Here is a 17258-nt window from a genome sequence, read left to right on the forward strand (position 1 = left end):
GAAAAGACTGGACGCGCAGGCTAACTCAACGCCGTTCAGGCCGCCTCCGGCGCGCTGATCGGCGCAGTGCCCGAAGACAACCGACGCTCACGACTCTTGCGGGTGATGTAGAAGACGAAATAGCACCAGGCAATGAACGGCAGGCCGAAGTAGAGGGCAACCCGCTGTGCCGGATCGAAGGCGATGCCCACACAGGCCAGGGTACAGCAGAACAACGCCCCTAGCGGGACCCAGGGGTAGCCACGGACACGAAAACTGAGGTCCTTGATGTCTCCGCCGTTGGCGACGAACTGGCGACGGAACGCCATCTGGCTCGCGGCGATGCTCATCCAGACCACCACCACCGCAAGGCCCGAGATGGAAACCAGGGCGAGGTAGATGGTGTCAGGTGCGAATACGCTGCTCAATAGCGAAGCCCCTGCGCCAGCCATGCTCACGACAATCGCGGTGAAAGGCGTGCCCTGGCGGGTCAGCGCGCCGAAGCGTCGGGGCATGTGCCCCTGGTCACTCAAGGTCCAGAGCATGCGCGAGGCCGCATAGAGCCCGGAGTTGGCCGCCGAGAGCAGCGCGGTGATGATCACGAAGTTCATGATGTCGGCGGAGTACGGGATGCCGATGAACTCGAATACCGTCACGAATGGACTTTCCACCAGACCCGCCTGTTCTCGCGGCAGGAGGGTCGACAGGACGAAGATGGTGCCGACGAAGAAGATCGCCAGGCGCACCACGGTCGTGCGGATGGCCTTGGGCACATTGCGTTGCGGGTCCTTCGTTTCGCCCGCGGCGATACCGATCAACTCGGTCCCGGAAAACGCGAAGGAAACTGCCAGCAAGGTCATGGCGATAGACATGAAGCCCGTCGGGAACAGTCCCTCGCGGGTGAAGTTGCCAAGGCCGATACTGTGCGCCTGCTCCACTTCGAACAGGCCAACGATCGCCCCGGTACCCACCACCAGGAAGGCGATTACGGTCAGTACCTTGATCAGCGACAGCCAGAACTCCGTCTCGGCGAACAGCTTGACCGAAACGACGTTGGTAAGGAACACCACGGCGGCGAACATCGCGCTCCACACCCATACCGGCGTGTCAGGGAACCAGCGCACCATCAGGATACCGGCGGCGGTGAACTCCGACCCGATCGCCACCGTCCAGGTCAGCCAGTAGAGCCAGGCGACCGTATAGCCAGTGCCAGCCCCCAGATACCGGGTGGCGTAGGTGCTGAACGAGCCGGTTTCCGGCATCTGCACAGCCAGCTCACCCAGGCACATCATCACCATGTAGACCATGACTGCGCCGATGATGTAGGCGATCACGGCACCCAGCGGCCCCGCCTGGTTGACGGTATAACCCGAAGTCAGGAACAGCCCGGTCCCAATGACACCGCCCAGCGCCAACATCACGATATGGCGCGTCTGCATTTCCTGCTTGAATCCCGGACCCGGTGCACTTTTATCCGTTGTTATAGGTGTGGACATAATGAATTCTCATGAAAGTTTTAAGGGCAAGGTAAGTTTCTGCATTGAACTTGTTGGCAGAACAAAACTGATTGCCGCCGGGTATTGTTATTATTCCTTTTCATGAATTCCCACTGGCCTTCCCGCCAGGGGCCTCAAGCGTCGAACGTCAGATTTCCACCTCAGTGCGACGTTCGGTCTGGGTATTTTTCGAGTTGGATTGGCTGTCGTTACGAAGTTGCGCTCTTGTAAAATCAAAAGCCTGTTTGAGATCTGCCAGAAGGTCTTCCGTTTCTTCGATTCCCACCGAGACTCTCACCAGGCCTTCGGAGATACCCAGCGCCAGGCGTTCTTCCAGGGTGTTCTCCACATGGCTGGTGGTCCGCGCCGGACCGTAGATGGTTTCGACGGCACCCAGGTTGCCGGCGCAATGGGCGTACTGCAGGCGCGGCAGCAGAACCTTCACCGTCTCCATCCCGCCGATCACCACGAAGCTGACGATGGCACCGAAGCCCTGCATCTGCGCACAAGCCACCGCGTGCCCCGGATGACTGGGCAGGCCCGGATAATTCACTGACTCCACCAGCGGCTCCGTGCACAGGTATTCCGCCAGGGCACGAGCGCTCTGCTGTTGCTGGCGCAGACGCAGCGCGAGGGTCTTCATGCCCCGAATGATCAGGTAGGCGGAGAAAGGATCGAGGGATGCCCCGTTGATCTCCCGGTAGTGACGCACCTTTTCCATCAGCGTCTCGGCGCCGCAGACCAGCCCGCCGAGCACATCGCCGTGGCCGCTGAGGAATTTCGTCGCGCTGTGCACCACCACATCCACGCCCAGGGCGAGCGGGTTCTGGTTCAGCGGCGTGGCGAAGGTATTGTCCGCCACCACCAGGGCTCCGGCACGCTTGGCGGCCGCCACCAGACGCTTGATGTCGAGGACTTTCAGGGTCGGGTTGGTCGGCGTTTCCAGGTAGAGGACATCACAGCCGCGTGCGATCTCCCGCTCGATGGCCTCGTGGTCGAGGGTGTCACAGAGAGTGACCTCCACGCCCATGCGCGGCAGGAACTCCTCGAAAATCTTGTTGGTGCCTCCGTAGCTGTCACGCGTGGAAACTACGCGGCCACCGCTGGCCAGGAAGGTATGCAATACACCACTGATCGCCGCCATGCCACTGCTGAAAGCAACTGCGGACTCTGCATTTTCCAGTTCGCAGATCTTGGCTTCGAGTGTTGCGACAGTCGGATTGCTCATCCGGCTATAAATAAAACCGGGAGACTTGCCCAGCGCAACGTCATACCACACATCAATATCGTCATAGCCATAGGCGGCACTGACTACGATTGGAGTTTGAGTAGCATTGTAGGGGTGCGTGATCTGCTCACCGCCCCAAACTGCTTTAGTGCTCTTGCCCGCACCGCCAATTTCAGAAACTTCAGTCTTGCTCTTCATTGATGTTTCCCACAATCGATAATGACAAGCTCATAAGTTCAAGAGTTGTCCTGGCGCCAATATAGGTAAACGCCAGCGATCTGAGAAACGATGTTATCGGGGCCAAAGGGTCGCTTTTTTTAATGGCTGCGATGGATTGTTGAAGGTCGCACTCGGGCATTTCCATGAGCAGCGCACCCTGCGATGCAAAGCTACCCCAGGCGCTCCTGCAAACGAAAAAAGCCCCGTCGAAGCGGGGCTGAATAAAGGAGCAGGAAGCGGCGTCTGGCTTAGAAGACGTACTGGGCGCGGACTACGAAGCCATCGCCGTCGTCATCGCCATTGGCGTTGGTGGCGTTGTCGACCTTGGTCATGACGTAGTAGCCGCCGATCTTCACCGCTTCGTTGGCGTACCAGTTCACACCCAGGTTGTGCACCTTGGCTTCGACGTCATCGATGTTGGCGAAGGCGCCGTTGTCGTCTTCCGCGCTGATGTTGTCGTAGCGGTAGAACACCTCCCAGGCGCCCATCTGCTTGTTGGCAGGCTTGATCTTGTCGAACTTGCCCAGCTTGTAGTCACGGGCTTCGCCGGTAAGGGTGTAGGCGAGCTGGACGTAGTAGCCATCGGCGTCGATGTCTTCGCGGTTGGCCGCGTCGGCTTCCACCTCACGGGTGATGTACTCACCCTGGATGGAGAACGGACCGGTGGCGAAGGCGCCCTCCAGACCCAGGGCGCTGTCGGTGTCATAGGCGCCGGACGGGGTGTTGTTCGCACCAGCCAGGACCAGGCGGTTGCCGTTGGTGCCGGCATCCTGGCCACCGTCGGTGCTCACGCCACGCATGCCCAGTCGGCTGCGGATACGGCCATCGTAAGAGGTTTCGGACAGATCGCGCTGGGCGTAGTTGACGCCGAGGTGCAGCACGTTGCCAGCTTCATGCATCGGGGCAAAGACACCACGCAGGTTGAATTGCTTGACGCTGTCACCGTCGTCAGCCGCGTTGTTCGGATCCTTCGCGATGACGCCGGCCGAACCGTACAGGGATGCGCCGTAGGTGCCGGCAACCTGGATGCCCATGCCGCCGTCGTGGGCGTTGGCCCAGTCGACCAGGTCATAGGCCGCGTTACGCTCCTGGGCAGTGACCCACTTGGAGCTGGTGGCTTTTTCCAGGCCGAAGTCGGGGTCGAAGCGGCCCATCTTGATCACAACCGGGTTGAAACCGGTGTAGGCGATGGAAGCTTCGTCGAAATAACCGTCTTCTTTACGGTTGTCACCGCCGGCGTTATGCGAGAAGTCGTAGTTGATCTGGTAAGCCCAGTCGGTGAAAGCGACACCGCCCAGTTCCAGGAAGGCGCGACGGAAATAGCCGGCATCGGCGGTGTCGCCGTTCACGGTGTAGAAGCCATCGAAGCGGCTGTAGTCAGCCTGCAGACGACCGCCCAGCTTGAAGCTGAAAGCCTTGTCGGTAGTGCCAACTTCAAGGCCGCCTTTGGTCTTGACGACGATGTCGGCACCGTCAGTGGTAACGGTACCGGCGAAAGCCTGGGCGGAAATGGCCAGGGCCATGGCGCTGGCGGCAAAACCGGCGAAGTGCTTACGGATCATCGAAGAATTCCCCTATTGGTCTTTAGCATTAGAAAACACACGAGCGCTGGGCTCATCGGTGCTGGTGGGGAATCTTGGCGGCGCCTTATTTCAGTGCGGTTGCTCTAATATAAATATTTTGTGACATGGGAACTTTTTTACTCCGAATTCATATAAGCCTCGAACCGCTCTGCCACAGGCATTTGCGCTGCTTTCAGGGTTCAGACGGGCAGATCGGAAGGGAAACAGGCAGGTTGCGATATCCGCAAATCGCAACTACCAGGCGGGGGCGCGCCTGGACACCCAGGATAGGTGGGGCGGCGCTCCGCTGAGCTTGAGATACCCATCACCCCATCCCATCCGTCATCGATGGGAGTCACTGCGCCCAGAGGCCAAATCGCCTCAGGAGGAACCTCGGCGCTGCTCGGCCAACTTGGCAGCGAGCGTGTCCAACTCGGCGTCTTCAACTTCCGGGAGGTGACGCAACACGCCCTGGGTCAGCCTCATCTGCTTGATGAAGCGCCGGCAATTGCGGCAGAGCATGAGATGGCGGCGCACGGCCATGCGCTCACGAAAGCTCAATTGTCCATCGAGGAGATCGCTGGACTGGGCAACCAGTTCCTTGCAGCTCAGCATTGGCCTGTTTCCTCGAAATGCTCCAGCGTGGCGAATACCTTCAAGCGCCCACGATGCAGAAGGACCCGGACATTGGAGAGCGATATCTCCAATAAATTACAGATCTCCTCCAACTCCAGGCCTTGTCGCTCGCGCAGCAACAGCACGCTTCGCTGCATCTCGGAAAGGCTGAGCAGGGTCTTTTCCAGGCACTCACGCAACTCCTCCTTCGTCAGCAGGGCTTCGGGCGAATCCTCGTGCCAGGCAAACGGAGCGGTGAGCCAGTGGCCATCCTCTGCGAAGCGTGAATCACCCACGCTGCCGTGAGGGGCTGGCAGGTCGTCGAGAAGCACTTCGCGGCGGTTTTGCTTGAGGCGGCTGCGCGCAGTGTTGGCGACGATGGTCAGCAGCCACGTCTTGAGGCTGGAGCGCTGCTGAAACCCTTCCAGGTTGCGCACCACCGCCAACCAGGCGTCCTGCACCACCTCTTCGGTGTGGCGCTGGCCCACGATGGCATAAGCGACGGCGCGCATGGCGCCTTGATAGCGGCCGATCAGCTCACGATAGGCCTGCTGCTCCCCGGCCAGGAGCCGGGGCAGCAGGTCGGTGTCGGCTGGGCCTTCCATCAGCGCTTGCGCAGGATCACGCTGCCGATGGAGTAACCGGCGCCAAACGAGCTGAGCACGCCAAGGGCGCCGCTGGGCAGGTCATCCTGGTGTTTGTGGAAGGCGATAACCGAGCCGGCAGAGCTGGTATTGGCGTAGGTGTCGAGGATCACCGGCGCCTCCTCGGGCTCGGCATCGCGACCGAGCAGCTTGCGGGCGATCAGCAGGTTCATGTTGAGGTTGGCCTGGTGAAGCCAGAAACGCTTCACGTCACCAACGTTCAACTGGTTCTCCCCCAGATGCGCGGCGATCAGCTCGGCGACCATCGGGCACACGTCCTTGAACACCTTGCGGCCTTCCTGCACGAACAGCTTGTCGCGAGCGCCGATGCCCTCCTCCGCCGCACGGTTGAGGAAGCCGAAGTTGTTGCGGATGTTGTTGGAGAACTGCGTCAGCAGCTTGGTGCCGACCACGTCGAACTGGTGTTTGGAGGTGGCCTGGTCGGCACGCTCGATGACCACCGCGGTAGCCGCATCACCAAAGATGAAGTGGCTATCGCGGTCGCGGAAATTCAGGTGGCCGGTGCAGATTTCCGGGTTGACCATCAGGATGGCGCGAGCCTGGCCGGTCTTCACCGCATTGGTGGCGGCCTGGATACCGAAGGTCGCCGAGGAACAGGCCACGTTCATGTCATAACCGAAACCCTGGATGCCAAGGGCAGCCTGGACTTCGATGGCCACCGCCGGATAGGCGCGCTGCAGGTTGGAGCAGGCGACGATCACACCGTCGATATCGGTCGGCGACTTCCCAGCACGCTGCAGGGCCTCCTTGGCAGCCACAACGGACATTTCGCAGAGAATGCCCCACTCGTCGTTGGAGCGCTCAGGAATGCGCGGCACCATGCGCGTGGGATCCAGGATGCCGTCCTTGTCGACCACGAAACGACTCTTGATGCCGGACGCCTTTTCGATGAAGCCAACACTGGACTCTGCCAGCGCTTCGATTTCGCCACGTTCGATGGCCGCCGCGTTCTCGGCGTTGAAGGCCTGCACATAGGCATTGAACGAGGCCACCAGTTCTTCGTTGGAGATGCTGTTGGGCGGGGTATACAGGCCAGTGCCACTGATCACGACGTTGTGCACGCTCGATCCTCTCGATACAGGGCCACTTCTTCGAGCAGCCGGATTAGGCAATCAATTGCGGGCCGAAGCATTCGACCCGCAACAGCAAACGGTCAGCCCGCACTGCGGGATGAAAAGCGACGAATCTCGTGGCCACAGCGCTTCGCTATGCCGCGCAAAGGGCGAGGATAAGCAGGCGGAGCGTCCACTCCTGGATGCGAAGGGTAACTCCAGAAACGGCACATGGCGACGGGGACTTTCGCCAGAATTGCGCCTAAATGGACTGGATAAACGGTCGAAGTTCGACTAGCGGTCCACATTTGATTCGCCACATCTCACGCTGGGCGACATGCAGCCGGACGTCTGTCCAGGCAACATCTCGGCCGCAGGGTTATCTGTGCGCACGGCCAGAATCAGCGGCAACGTTTCAGATCGACGTCGCCTACGAACGGATTGCCGTGGCCCATGACGCAGGCCACCCGCTGATTGCGGTTGCGCTCCCAGGCCTCCACCGGGTACTGACGGTTCCAGGCGTTGTAGAGCTTTCGATCCTGGCTGGATAGGCGCAGGCCGTAACGGTCGCTCATATAGAAGTACGTGCGCGCGATCATCCCGCGGATCTGCTGGCGAGGCATCGCCCTGCGCGCCTTGAAGTCCACCACCATGGGGCAGGCGCCGTATTGGCTGGGCTTCTGCGGCAGCCAGGCGAAGCGGTAGTTGCTGCGGTCACCATTCACCTCGCCGATGCTCGGCACCAGGTTGTGCAGGTCCGCTTCGGCGCGTTGGTAGGTCGCGTCGTTCTCGGCGCAATGCTTGCGCCCTCCCCGCTGCCAGCACTGGCGCTGGTGGCCGATCACCCAAGCCGGGACGATGTGCTCCCACTCGATCCGCTTGGCCCGCTCAGGTGCCTTTCTCGGCACATAGCCGCAGCTCTTGAGGTCAACGCGGTTGCCCTTGTAGCGACAGCCGCAATAGAACTCGACCGGATGCGGCGCATAGAGCTTCCAGGCGACTTTCTTCGCTTCCTTGAACGTGCGTGGGGCGGAGGCTTCGGATACTGAGGAAAACAGCAGGCAAAACAACAAGATAATTCGAATCATCAGGCGCGGACTTCCCGGTACAGCGTCAGAGGGGAAAAGACTGACAACAGATTTTTCCTTTGGTTTGGTTGCCATCAGACCGCGGCAATTGGTATCTGTATAAATATACAGTAATTCGGGAAAAGTCCTATGCCTGTATCAGCCCCAATCCGATTGCCAATACCGGAGCAACCCGTGCCCTCGTCGATCCCCGTGCCCTACCAACTGCCGCTGCCTTTCCCGCCGCGCGGCCAGGTCCAGCCGCTGCTGGCCAGCCGGCACCTGCACTGACTGCCTCCAAGGACTGCACCAATGCTGGACATACGCCAGTTGAAATACACCGTGAGCCGCATGGCACCGGAAGACATCCGTGAAGCAGTGGAAGAACTGCGCCTCGAGGGCCTGGTGACCGACGGCAAGACGCCCTTCGGCCGGCTGCATTTCAACACCTGCCTCGCCGAGATCGAGGCGCTGTTCCAGCGCGCCGGCTACCACCGACAACTGGACGTGGTGGGTTATCAGGGACAGGTCTATGCACTGTTCGATCCGGCCCGCTGGGAGCCTGTGCAGGTGTTGAGATGGCTGAAGGAGTACGTTGACTCGCGCCAGGCGCTGGCCTGAATCAGCGGCGCTGGGCGTATGCCATGAACAAGCCGCTGCCGACAATGATGGCAATGCCCAGCAGGCCGACCTGGTCCGGCGCGTGGTTGAACATGAACAGCCCGAGCAGCCCGGCAAAGACGATCTGCCCATAGCCGAACGGAGCCAACAGCGGCGGCGACGCGTGGCGGAACGCCTGGGTCAGCAGCATGTGCCCGCCCATGCCGCAGATGCCCAGCGCCAGCATCAGCAAGCTGTGTTCGAGGGTGTCTGGCAGATGCCAGAAGAACGGCACCAGAGCGCTCATGATCAGCGTATTGGTCAGGCCGGTGATGAAGTTGCTGGTTGCAGCGCTATCACTGCGGCTGAGAATGCGTGTGGCCAGTTGATAGAACGCGAAGCACACCGCCGCCGCCAACGGCAGCAGGATGGCCGGGGTGAACAACGCTCCGCCCGGTCGCACGATCAACAGCACCCCACCAAACCCCACCAGTACCGCCGCCCACTGCCCGCGCGACACCCGTTCACGCAACAAGGGCACCGACAGCGCCGTGACCAGCAGGGGCGCCAGGAAGATCACCGATGTCGCCTCGGCCAGCGGGATGTAGCGCAGCCCAGTGGTAAACAACAGGCTCACGCCGATCAGGCACAGCGCCCGCACCACCTGCAGCAATGGTCGTTTGGTGCGCAACACGCGTCCGCCTTCGCGTGGCAGCAGGAACCCTGCCATCAACAGCGTATGCACCAGATAGCGCACCCACACCACCATGACGATGGGATAGAAGGCCGACAGGTACTTGGAAATAGCGTCGTGACTGGAGAACAGGAAGGTCGCCAGGCAGACCAGCACGATGCCTTTCAGAGGCTGGTCGATGCGCTGCGGCACGGGGCTCGGGGAACTCATGGGGCGGTCCGAAAGGTCTGCCAGGAAGGGCTTGGTAGCAGACTAATGATTAGGCGACTCAAGATATCGGCTTAGCTGATGTGACTCAAGGGGAAGGCTAGTGCAGAACCTGTGGGGCGAGGAGAACGCCGGGTTCTTGCTCGCGAATAGGCACCTTCGCCAGCACGCTGGCTCCTACAAGGAATCCAGCCGGCCCCAGCACTTAACGCGAACAGCGCCCATTCATGCACCCCGACAACGAACGTCCCTCAAGCGGCGCAAGCACTTCGTCACCCGACCAAAGGGCGCTGCGAAAATGCCAATTTCGCTGTAACAATGCATCACTCGCACCCGTGGCCTGTACTGCAGGCCTCATGCCTGCTGTCGCCAGCGACTGGCATGCATTGTGCGGGTAGAAGTCCGAATCCCGCACAATCTCCCTGGATGCATCATGGACTCCTTACAACTTCTGGCCGACAAGGGCCTGCTCCTCTCCGACACCATCACCGCGAGCGGCCATTTCCTGCACGTCTCGCCCAGCCAGAGCGACCAGCTCGGCTATGCCCCTGACGAACTGCAGGGCCAGAGCATCGAGCAGATCTACACGGCCGAGTCCGTGCACGCCTTGCACCAGCTCTTTGCCAACCCGCCGGCTGACGAGCGAGTACAGGACCTTGAGCTGACGCTGATCCGCCATAGCGGCGGCCTGCTGCCGGTGCTGGCCAGCGGCATCCTCGAATGGCGCGCCGTGCATGCGCCCCGCCTGCACCTGATCAAGATGCCGCTGGGCTCGCTGAGCCGCCGCATGAGCGAGCTGCAGAATGCCAACGAGGTCATGAGCCAGATGCTCTATAGCGCCAAGGTGGCCTACTGGTGTATCGAGTTCGCCGAGTCGGTGGACATCAACCAGACACCCGATGAGATCGTCCGCCAGGTATTCGAGAACCGCTCCTACTGGCGCATGTGCAACCGCGCCATGGCCGATGTTTACGAGATGCCCGCAGACGTCGACTTCAACCAGCAGCCCGTGCGCCTTTACTGGCCACGCAGCCCCGCGAACGAAGAGTTCGTGCGACGCTTGATCGAGACCGATTTCTGCGTCGACGGCGCACTGTCGGTAGACCGCCGTCACGATGGCTCACCGGCCTACGTGGAGAACGACGTACGCGCGGCGATCCACAATGGCCGCCTGCTGCGCATGTGGGGCAGCATCCGCGACGTCAGCCAGGAACTGCGCATGCAGCACGACGCCGAGCAGCGCATCGACGCCCTGCGCCGCGTGTTCGACGCAGTACCGGATGCGGTGCTGGTCATCGACGAAAACCTGCAGCCGCAGTGGCGCAACGCAGCCTTCGAATACACCTTCGGCATCACCCAGGGCGCCAGCATCGCCCATGCCCTGCTTGGCCACTCGCTGCCCGAGCGCACCTGGCACAGTTTGAGCCTGCCTGATCTCAGCGGGCACTCACGGCGGTTCAGCGTCCATTGCTCGCGCATCCTCATGCAGGAAGGCGTGGCCTGGAAGGTGGCGGTATTGCGGGCCACCGAGCGCGCCGCCCGGCACTCCGGCGAGTTGCATCCATGATCGACAAGAGCCTCCTGCCCCCCCTGAAAATGGGGATGCGTTCGTCGGTCAACGTCAGCAGCGAGGTCCTCTCCGGGCTGCTGGAAACACCGGCGCTGCATGCCCTGCTGGATAGCTTCAGCGAAGCCATCATTCTGCTCGACGGCGAATCTCGCGTGCGCTTTCTCAACCTTGCCGCCGAACGGGTCAACCGCCTGTCCCGGCAGGACGTCGTGGGCCTGCCGAATGCCGAGTTCTTCCAGCGTTCGGCACTGGGTTTCGAGGACTTCCAGCAAGCCGTCGGCCGCGGTGGCAACAGCGCGCTAACCCGTTCCCGCGACGGCCGCATGTTCCTCACCAGCACTCAGGCGGTGCCCACCGGCGCCTATGAGAAGCCCTACACCCTGCTGGTACAGCGCGACTTCGAAGGACGCGAAAGTCAGCGCCGCTCGCCCGCGGCGTTCGCACCGGTGGAGAACAGTGGCCTGGGCGATCCGCAGGACAATGCCCTGCACCTGTCGCCCCTGCTCTCCAGCATCGCTGATACCGGCGTTCGCGCCTTCCGCCGTCGCGCCCGCCTGCTCCTGCTGGGAGAACCCGGCGTGGGAAAGACCGCCATCGCCCGGCATATCCACCGGGCGGCCGGCTGGGGTGACCGGCCGTTCATCCACGTCAACTGCGGGAGCATCCCGGAGACCCTCTTCGAGTCGGAGATGTTCGGCTACGAGCGCGGCGCCTTCACCGGCGCCTTGCAGGGTGGCAAGCGCGGCTATATCGAAAGCGCCTCGGGCGGCACGCTGTTCCTCGATGAGATTGGTGAGATCCCGCTGCACGTGCAGGCCAAGCTGCTCAAGTTCCTCGAGGACGGCAGCATCCAGTCGGTCGGCTCGCCCCTGAGCAAGACCGTGCAGGTCCAGGTGATCGCAGCGACCAACAAGGACCTGCGTCGTCTGGTGGAAACCGGCGAGTTCCGCGCCGACCTCTATTACCGGCTGGCAGTCCTGCCAGTGGAGGTCCCGCCCCTGCGCCAGCACCTGGAAGACCTGCCGGTGCTGATGGATATCCTGCTGATGCGCATCAACCGCGACCGCCAGCCCACCCTGCGGATCTCCAATGGCTGCCGGCAGCGCCTGATGAACTATTCTTACCCCGGCAACATCCGCGAGCTGGTCAACATCTTCGAGCGCCTGGCCGTGCTGGCCGACGACGAAGCGCAGGAGAACCACCTGCCTCCTGAGCTGCTGGGCCTGGCAACGCCGCTGCATGCCGGCCCCAACATCGTCCGCCACGAACCGGAGCCCCTGCCGGCGACCGTGCCGGCGACCGACGACGATGGCGGCGGCAACCTCAAGGCCCAGGTCCAGCGTTACGAGCGCCAGATCATCCTGCAAGCCGTGCAGAACTGCGGCAGCAAGCGCAAGGCTGCCCAGCAACTGGGTATCGACATCGGCACGCTGATCCGCAAGCTGCAACGCGACTGACCAGTCAGCACAAGGACGTGCCATCCGCCTCCCGTCTTACCGCCTCCCTCACCGCTGCAAGAATGCCTACAGCACTGGCTATTTCTGCCTACTTCAGCGCCTCAAAAAAAGATTAAATCCTTATATTTCAACAGCTTGAAAAGTTGGCACGGCATATGCTGAAGAGACTCCAGCCCATCTACCTGAATGGGGCTACGCACAAATGCCGATTGCGTGAATCGCAGCGGCAGCTCTGGAGGAAAAACAACAATGCTAATCACAGGTATCAAGAGCCGGCCGGTCTATGACCAGCTGACCCCCCTCCCCGGCGGTACCCGGCACATCGTCGCCGGCCAGGGAAGCGGCGGTCGCGCCATGCTGCGCCTGCTGGGTGAAATGGCCGGGCAGGGCCTGCATATCACCCTGCTCTACTCCCAGGAATCCTTCTCCGGACAGGACTTCCTCGCTGAGCTGCAGCAGCAGGACGTTGCCGAACTTCGCGTCTATGCCAGCAACCACACCCTGGTCGAAGCGCTTGACCAACTGCTGGGCGAAGCCCGCATGGGCACCCGCCTATACCTCTCCGGCTCGGAAAGCTTCATCGGCACAGCCATGCAAGTCGCCACCGCCTATGACCTGAACCACGACGAAGTGCTGCGCGAACACGCCGGAACCTTCGTGCGCCGCGTTTGGTGCGTGCATTGCGATACCTACACCGAGAACGTCACCAAGCGCGTTTACCAGTGCCCCGGCTGCCACCAGATGCTGGTGGTGCGAGACCACTACTCCCGCCGCCTCGCCGCCTTCCAGGCGGTCAAGGCTGATGCCGAAGTCCCCGGCGAGCTGCCGGAAGCAGAGGAACTCGACACATGAGCCAGAACAGCGGAACCCTGAGCGTCCGGGTCGCACGCATCGACACCGTTACCCCGGAAATCAAGCGCTTCACCCTGGTCCCGAAGGACGGCGGCCACCTGCCAGCGTTTTCCGGCGGCAGCCACGTGGTGGTGCTGATCCCCAACGGCCAGACCACCTACCGCAACGCTTACTCGCTGATGGGCTCGCCCTACGACTCCAGCGCCTACCAGATCGCCGTGCGCCGCGTCGAAAACGGCCGTGGCGGCTCCCGGCTGATGCATGACAAGGTGCAGGAAGGTGACCTGGTCGAGATCACCTCGCCAGCCAACCTCTTCCCACTGATCAAGCAGGCGCGGATGCACCTGTTCATCGCCGGTGGCGTGGGCATCACCCCGGTGATCTCGCAACTGGAGGAGCTGCGCCTGTCCAAGGTGCCGTTCGAATTGCACTTCGCCGTGCGCGGCCCTGAGCACGCACAGCTGGGCGAAGAGTTGCAGCGCACCTACGGCGACCGCGTGCATCTGTACCGCAAGGGCATCGAGCAGCGCCTGGACATCGCCGCCGTGCTGGCCGACCGCCCGCTGGGCAGCCACATCTATGTCTGTGGCCCGGACAGCATGATCGACGCCACCGTCGCCACCGCCCGCAAACTCGGCTGGACCGACAGCCACATCCACTTCGAGCGGTTCCTCGAACAAGGCAGCGCTGGCGAAGCTTTCAGCGTCACCCTCGCCCGCAGCGGCGCCACGGTCGAAGTCTCGCCGGACCAGAGCATGCTCGAAGCCGTGGAGGCCGCGGGGTTCGAAATGCCCTACCTGTGCCGTGGCGGCGCCTGCGGCCACTGCGAGACCCGCGTACTGGAGCTCGACGGCGAACTGATCCACAGCGACGACTGGCTCAGCGACGAAGAGAAGCAAGCCAACACCAAGATCATGCCCTGCGTATCCCGGGCCAAGTGCAGCCGCCTGGTCATCGACCTCTGAGCGCTGGAGAAAGAACCATGACGATCCACTTCAAGCAGCACGAAACCTTCCGCGACGACTACAGCTTCGCCAACAGCCCGGAATGCGTCGCGCGCCTGCCCTTCCCATTCCCGGACGACGAGTACATGTACTCGATGAACCTGGAGCCCCATGTGCCGGTGGGCGACGGCGCCCTGCGTGCGGCGTTCGACATCGACGAGCACTACATCAGCGAGTGCCGCGACCGCGCCATCACCCTGGAAAAGGACCCGGGCATGCACTACGTGGCAGCCCCGCACATGATGGAAGCGCAGTGGGACCTGCTCGAACTGATCATGGAATCCTACGCTCGCGACTACCCGGAGCACTTCAGCCTGACCCGCGACGGCGCGCGCTGGCACTGGGTGAACCGCCTGCTGGGCATCGACGACACCTTCACCTTCGGCGATACCTCCACCCTGCCCTATGAGCCGATGGAGTACATCACCCGCCAGGCCCAGGGCGACTGGATCCTCCAGGAAGAGCGCGACGCCATGCTCTACTGGGGCGCCGGCATCGCCACCCAGCGCGCCGACTACTCGCTGCGCTTCAACCTTGGCATGAGCTGGAACGAATTCCACGGCCCGGTGCCGCTGGTCAAGGAAATCGGCATGCTCGACCGCGCGCTGAAGTTCCTCCTGCGCCTGCGCGTCGGCCACCCGGTACGTCGCCTGAACTGGTCGCTGACCGTCAACCCGCGCCTGGAAGTCTCTGCCGAAAGCCTTCCGGAATGGGCGCCGGACCGCACCATCGTCACGCCGGAAAACGCCGGCCGCCTGGTCTACCTGCGCATCGAGCTGCAGCCCCTGCACCGCTTGCCGCGCAGCAACGCCATCGTGTTCCCGGTACGCACCTACCTCGTCAGCCTCGAGGAAATCGCCAACAACAACCCGGCCTGGGCCAAACGCATGCACCGCGTCCTCAAGACGCTCAAGCAGGACCTGGTCGACTACAAGGGCTTCACCCGTTACCGCGACGCAGCCGTGGCCTGGCTCGCGCAATTCGACGACGGCCGCAATGAGGAGGTCGCCAAGGCGGAATGACACCGCCGACCAGCCAGTGTGAAAACGCTCCAGCCATAACAACAAAGGCCCCATGAGGGGCACCGGCAGGCCCGCCTGCCGGCCGTGCAATCGACTGCCATTCAAACGAGGAAAAAACAATATGAGTGGGTCATCTGCAGCGCGTGCAACCGCTACGCTCGATCATGATGCCGAGCAGCTGAAGGCGCTTGGCTACAGCTCCAACTTCGAACGCAGCATGAGCCTGTGGGAAAACTTCTCCCTCGGTTTCACCTACCTGTCGCCCGTGGTTGGCGTCTATACCCTGTTCGGCCTCTGCCTGGCAGCAGGCGGCCCGCCGATGTTCTGGTCCTACCTGCTGATCGGTCTCGGCCAATTGCTGGTATGCCTGATCTTCGGTGAAGTGGTTTCGCAGTTCCCCATTTCCGGTGGTGTCTACCCCTGGGCCCGTCGCCTGGTCGGCAAGCGCTGGGCATGGATGGTGGGCTGGGTCTATGCCTGGGCGCTGTGCGCCACCATCGCCGGCGTTGCCGTCGGTGCCGGGCCATACCTCGCGGCCATGCTCGGTTTCGAGTCCAACTCCAATGCCAACATCTACATCGCCCTAGGGCTGATCCTGGTCTCTACCGCTCTGAACCTGGTGGGCACCAAGTTGTTGGCGCGGGTGGCCATGTTCGGCTTCCTCTGCGAACTGGTCGGCGCCATCCTGGTCGGCGGTTACCTGCTGGTCTTCGAGCGTCACCAGCCATTCAGCGTGCTCTTCGACACCTTCGACCTGAACGTCAACGGTTCCTACCTGCCCGCCTTCCTCGCCGCCTCCCTGGCTGGTCTGTTCCAGTACTACGGCTTCGAGGCTTGCGGTGACGTGGCCGAAGAAACGCCGAACCCGGGCAAGCGCATTCCCAAGGCCATGCGCATGACCATCTACATCGGTGGTGCTGCTGCCATGTTCGCCTGCCTGGCACTGATCCTCGCCGTACCGGATATGCAGAAAGTGCTGGCTGGCGAAGACACCGACCCGGTATCCACCATCCTCTCCAACGCCTTCGGCCCGATCGGTTCGAAACTGGTGATGGGCGTGGTGATGGTCTCCTTCATCTCCTGCGTGCTCAGCCTGCAAGCCGCCGCCAGCCGCCTGTTGTTCGCCTATGCGCGTGACGAGATGATCGTCGGCAGCTCGGTGCTCAAGCGCCTGTCGGCCAACCACGTGCCCTCCGCAGCCCTGGTGGTGAGCGGTGTCGTACCGGCCGCCATCGTCTGCCTCGGCCTGTTCATGGCCGATGCCGTGGCCACCATCGTCGGCTTCGCCGCCATTGGTATCTACGTCGCCTTCCAGCTCATCGTCATCGCGGCGCTCATCGCCCGAGCCAAGGGCTGGCGCCCGAGCGGCCAGTTCAGCCTCGGTGGCTGGGGCCCGCTGGTGAACATCGCTGCATTGGTCTACGGCGTGGGTGCCATCGTCAACATGGTCTGGCCGCGCAGCCCGGACGCTGCCTGGTACATCAACTACTCGATGATCCTGACCACAGTCGTCGTAATGGGTGCCGGCTTCCTCTACATGCTGCTGGCCAAGCCATACGACAAGGGCACCGCTCCGGCGGGTGACGCCTGGAAGTTTTCCAAGCCCGCTCCAGAGACTGCGGCCGTAGCCGGCGTACCTGCGCAGTAAACCCGGCTCATCCACCAACCTGCCCCCTCTCCCTCGTTATCCCCTCTCTTCCTCCGAGAGAGGGGCCGGGGGAGAGGGAAGTCCGAGCCGCACCGAATTTCCCTCACCCCTGCCCCTCTCCCAAGGGGCGAGGGGCTAGAACCGAACGAGGACTTACCCCATGCAGACCAAACTGCTGATCAACGGCCAACTCGTCGCTGGCGAAGGCCCCGGCCTCGCCGTGCTCAACCCGTCCCTGGGCACTGCCCTGGTAGAAATCGCCGAGGCCAGCCCGGCCCAGGTCGATGCCGCCGTGCAGGCCGCCGAGGCCGCCTTCCCCGC

General features: G+C 62.3%; 15 protein-coding genes and 1 pseudogene. 8 read left to right on the top strand and 8 right to left on the bottom strand.

Annotation, left to right across the window (positions count from 1 at the left end):
- Positions 1-35: 35 nt before the first annotated feature.
- The 7 genes from J7302_RS25170 to J7302_RS25200 form a co-directional block, all read right to left on the bottom strand.
- The gene (locus J7302_RS25170; RefSeq protein WP_215381299.1) at positions 36-1475 is read right to left on the bottom strand and encodes an amino acid permease; all 1440 of its coding nucleotides are present in this window, start codon (positions 1473-1475) and stop codon (positions 36-38) included.
- 148 nt (positions 1476-1623) lie between these two features.
- The gene (locus J7302_RS25175) at positions 1624-2901 is read right to left on the bottom strand and encodes a cystathionine gamma-synthase family protein (RefSeq protein ID WP_215381300.1); all 1278 of its coding nucleotides are present in this window, start codon (positions 2899-2901) and stop codon (positions 1624-1626) included.
- Positions 2902-3170: 269 nt separating this feature from the next.
- Positions 3171-4484: an OprO/OprP family phosphate-selective porin gene (locus tag J7302_RS25180; protein WP_215381302.1), complete on the bottom strand. Its 1314-nt coding sequence runs from the start codon at positions 4482-4484 to the stop codon at positions 3171-3173.
- A 381-nt stretch (positions 4485-4865) separates the two neighbouring features.
- Complete coding sequence (locus J7302_RS25185; protein ID WP_215381304.1) at positions 4866-5099, bottom strand: anti-sigma factor family protein; 234 nt, start codon at positions 5097-5099, stop codon at positions 4866-4868.
- Positions 5093-5704 (bottom strand): RNA polymerase sigma factor, encoded by a 612-nt coding sequence (locus J7302_RS25190; RefSeq protein WP_215381306.1) that lies wholly within the window; start codon positions 5702-5704, stop codon positions 5093-5095. The genes J7302_RS25185 and J7302_RS25190 overlap by 7 nt, the downstream gene beginning before the upstream one ends.
- Positions 5704-6825, bottom strand: a complete 1122-nt coding sequence (locus J7302_RS25195; RefSeq protein WP_215381309.1) for a beta-ketoacyl-ACP synthase III — start codon at positions 6823-6825, stop codon at positions 5704-5706. The genes J7302_RS25190 and J7302_RS25195 overlap by 1 nt, the downstream gene beginning before the upstream one ends.
- Positions 6826-7217: 392 nt before the next feature.
- Positions 7218-7904 (bottom strand): endonuclease, encoded by a 687-nt coding sequence (locus J7302_RS25200; RefSeq protein ID WP_394359114.1) that lies wholly within the window; start codon positions 7902-7904, stop codon positions 7218-7220.
- Between the two features lie 291 nt (positions 7905-8195).
- On the opposite strand from J7302_RS25200, the gene J7302_RS25205 reads away from it, so the two are divergent.
- Positions 8196-8504, top strand: coding sequence for a transcriptional regulator (locus J7302_RS25205; RefSeq protein WP_215381311.1), 309 nt, complete (start codon positions 8196-8198; stop codon positions 8502-8504).
- Position 8505: 1 nt separating this feature from the next.
- Here J7302_RS25205 and J7302_RS25210 read toward each other — a convergent pair whose 3' ends face one another.
- Positions 8506-9387 carry a DMT family transporter gene (locus J7302_RS25210; protein ID WP_215381313.1) on the bottom strand — a complete coding sequence of 294 codons (882 nt, stop codon included), beginning with the start codon at positions 9385-9387 and terminating at the stop codon, positions 8506-8508.
- 430 nt (positions 9388-9817) lie between these two features.
- Between J7302_RS25210 and J7302_RS25215 the strand changes: the two genes are divergently transcribed.
- From J7302_RS25215 to J7302_RS25245, 7 genes and pseudogenes are all read left to right on the top strand, one after another.
- Positions 9818-10951: a PAS domain S-box protein gene (locus J7302_RS25215; RefSeq protein ID WP_215381316.1), complete on the top strand. Its 1134-nt coding sequence runs from the start codon at positions 9818-9820 to the stop codon at positions 10949-10951.
- Positions 10948-12411 (top strand): sigma-54 interaction domain-containing protein, encoded by a 1464-nt coding sequence (locus tag J7302_RS25220; RefSeq protein ID WP_215381319.1) that lies wholly within the window; start codon positions 10948-10950, stop codon positions 12409-12411. Before J7302_RS25215 ends, J7302_RS25220 begins: the two co-directional genes overlap by 4 nt.
- A gap of 249 nt (positions 12412-12660) precedes the next feature.
- Positions 12661-13263, top strand: coding sequence for a dimethylamine monooxygenase subunit DmmA family protein (locus tag J7302_RS25225; protein ID WP_215381323.1), 603 nt, complete (start codon positions 12661-12663; stop codon positions 13261-13263).
- Entirely contained in the window at positions 13260-14228 is a 969-nt protein-coding gene (locus J7302_RS25230; protein WP_215381326.1) for a PDR/VanB family oxidoreductase, read from the top strand. Before J7302_RS25225 ends, J7302_RS25230 begins: the two co-directional genes overlap by 4 nt.
- A 17-nt stretch (positions 14229-14245) precedes the next feature.
- The gene (locus tag J7302_RS25235; RefSeq protein WP_215381328.1) at positions 14246-15289 is read left to right on the top strand and encodes a heme-dependent oxidative N-demethylase family protein; all 1044 of its coding nucleotides are present in this window, start codon (positions 14246-14248) and stop codon (positions 15287-15289) included.
- A gap of 121 nt (positions 15290-15410) precedes the next feature.
- Positions 15411-16937: an APC family permease gene (locus J7302_RS25240; protein WP_215381330.1), complete on the top strand. Its 1527-nt coding sequence runs from the start codon at positions 15411-15413 to the stop codon at positions 16935-16937.
- A gap of 160 nt (positions 16938-17097) precedes the next feature.
- Positions 17098-17258: pseudogene (locus tag J7302_RS25245) on the top strand (gamma-aminobutyraldehyde dehydrogenase); the annotation flags it as partial.

Source organism: Metapseudomonas boanensis (assembly GCF_018704125.1).
Lineage (GTDB): Bacteria > Pseudomonadota > Gammaproteobacteria > Pseudomonadales > Pseudomonadaceae > Metapseudomonas > Metapseudomonas boanensis.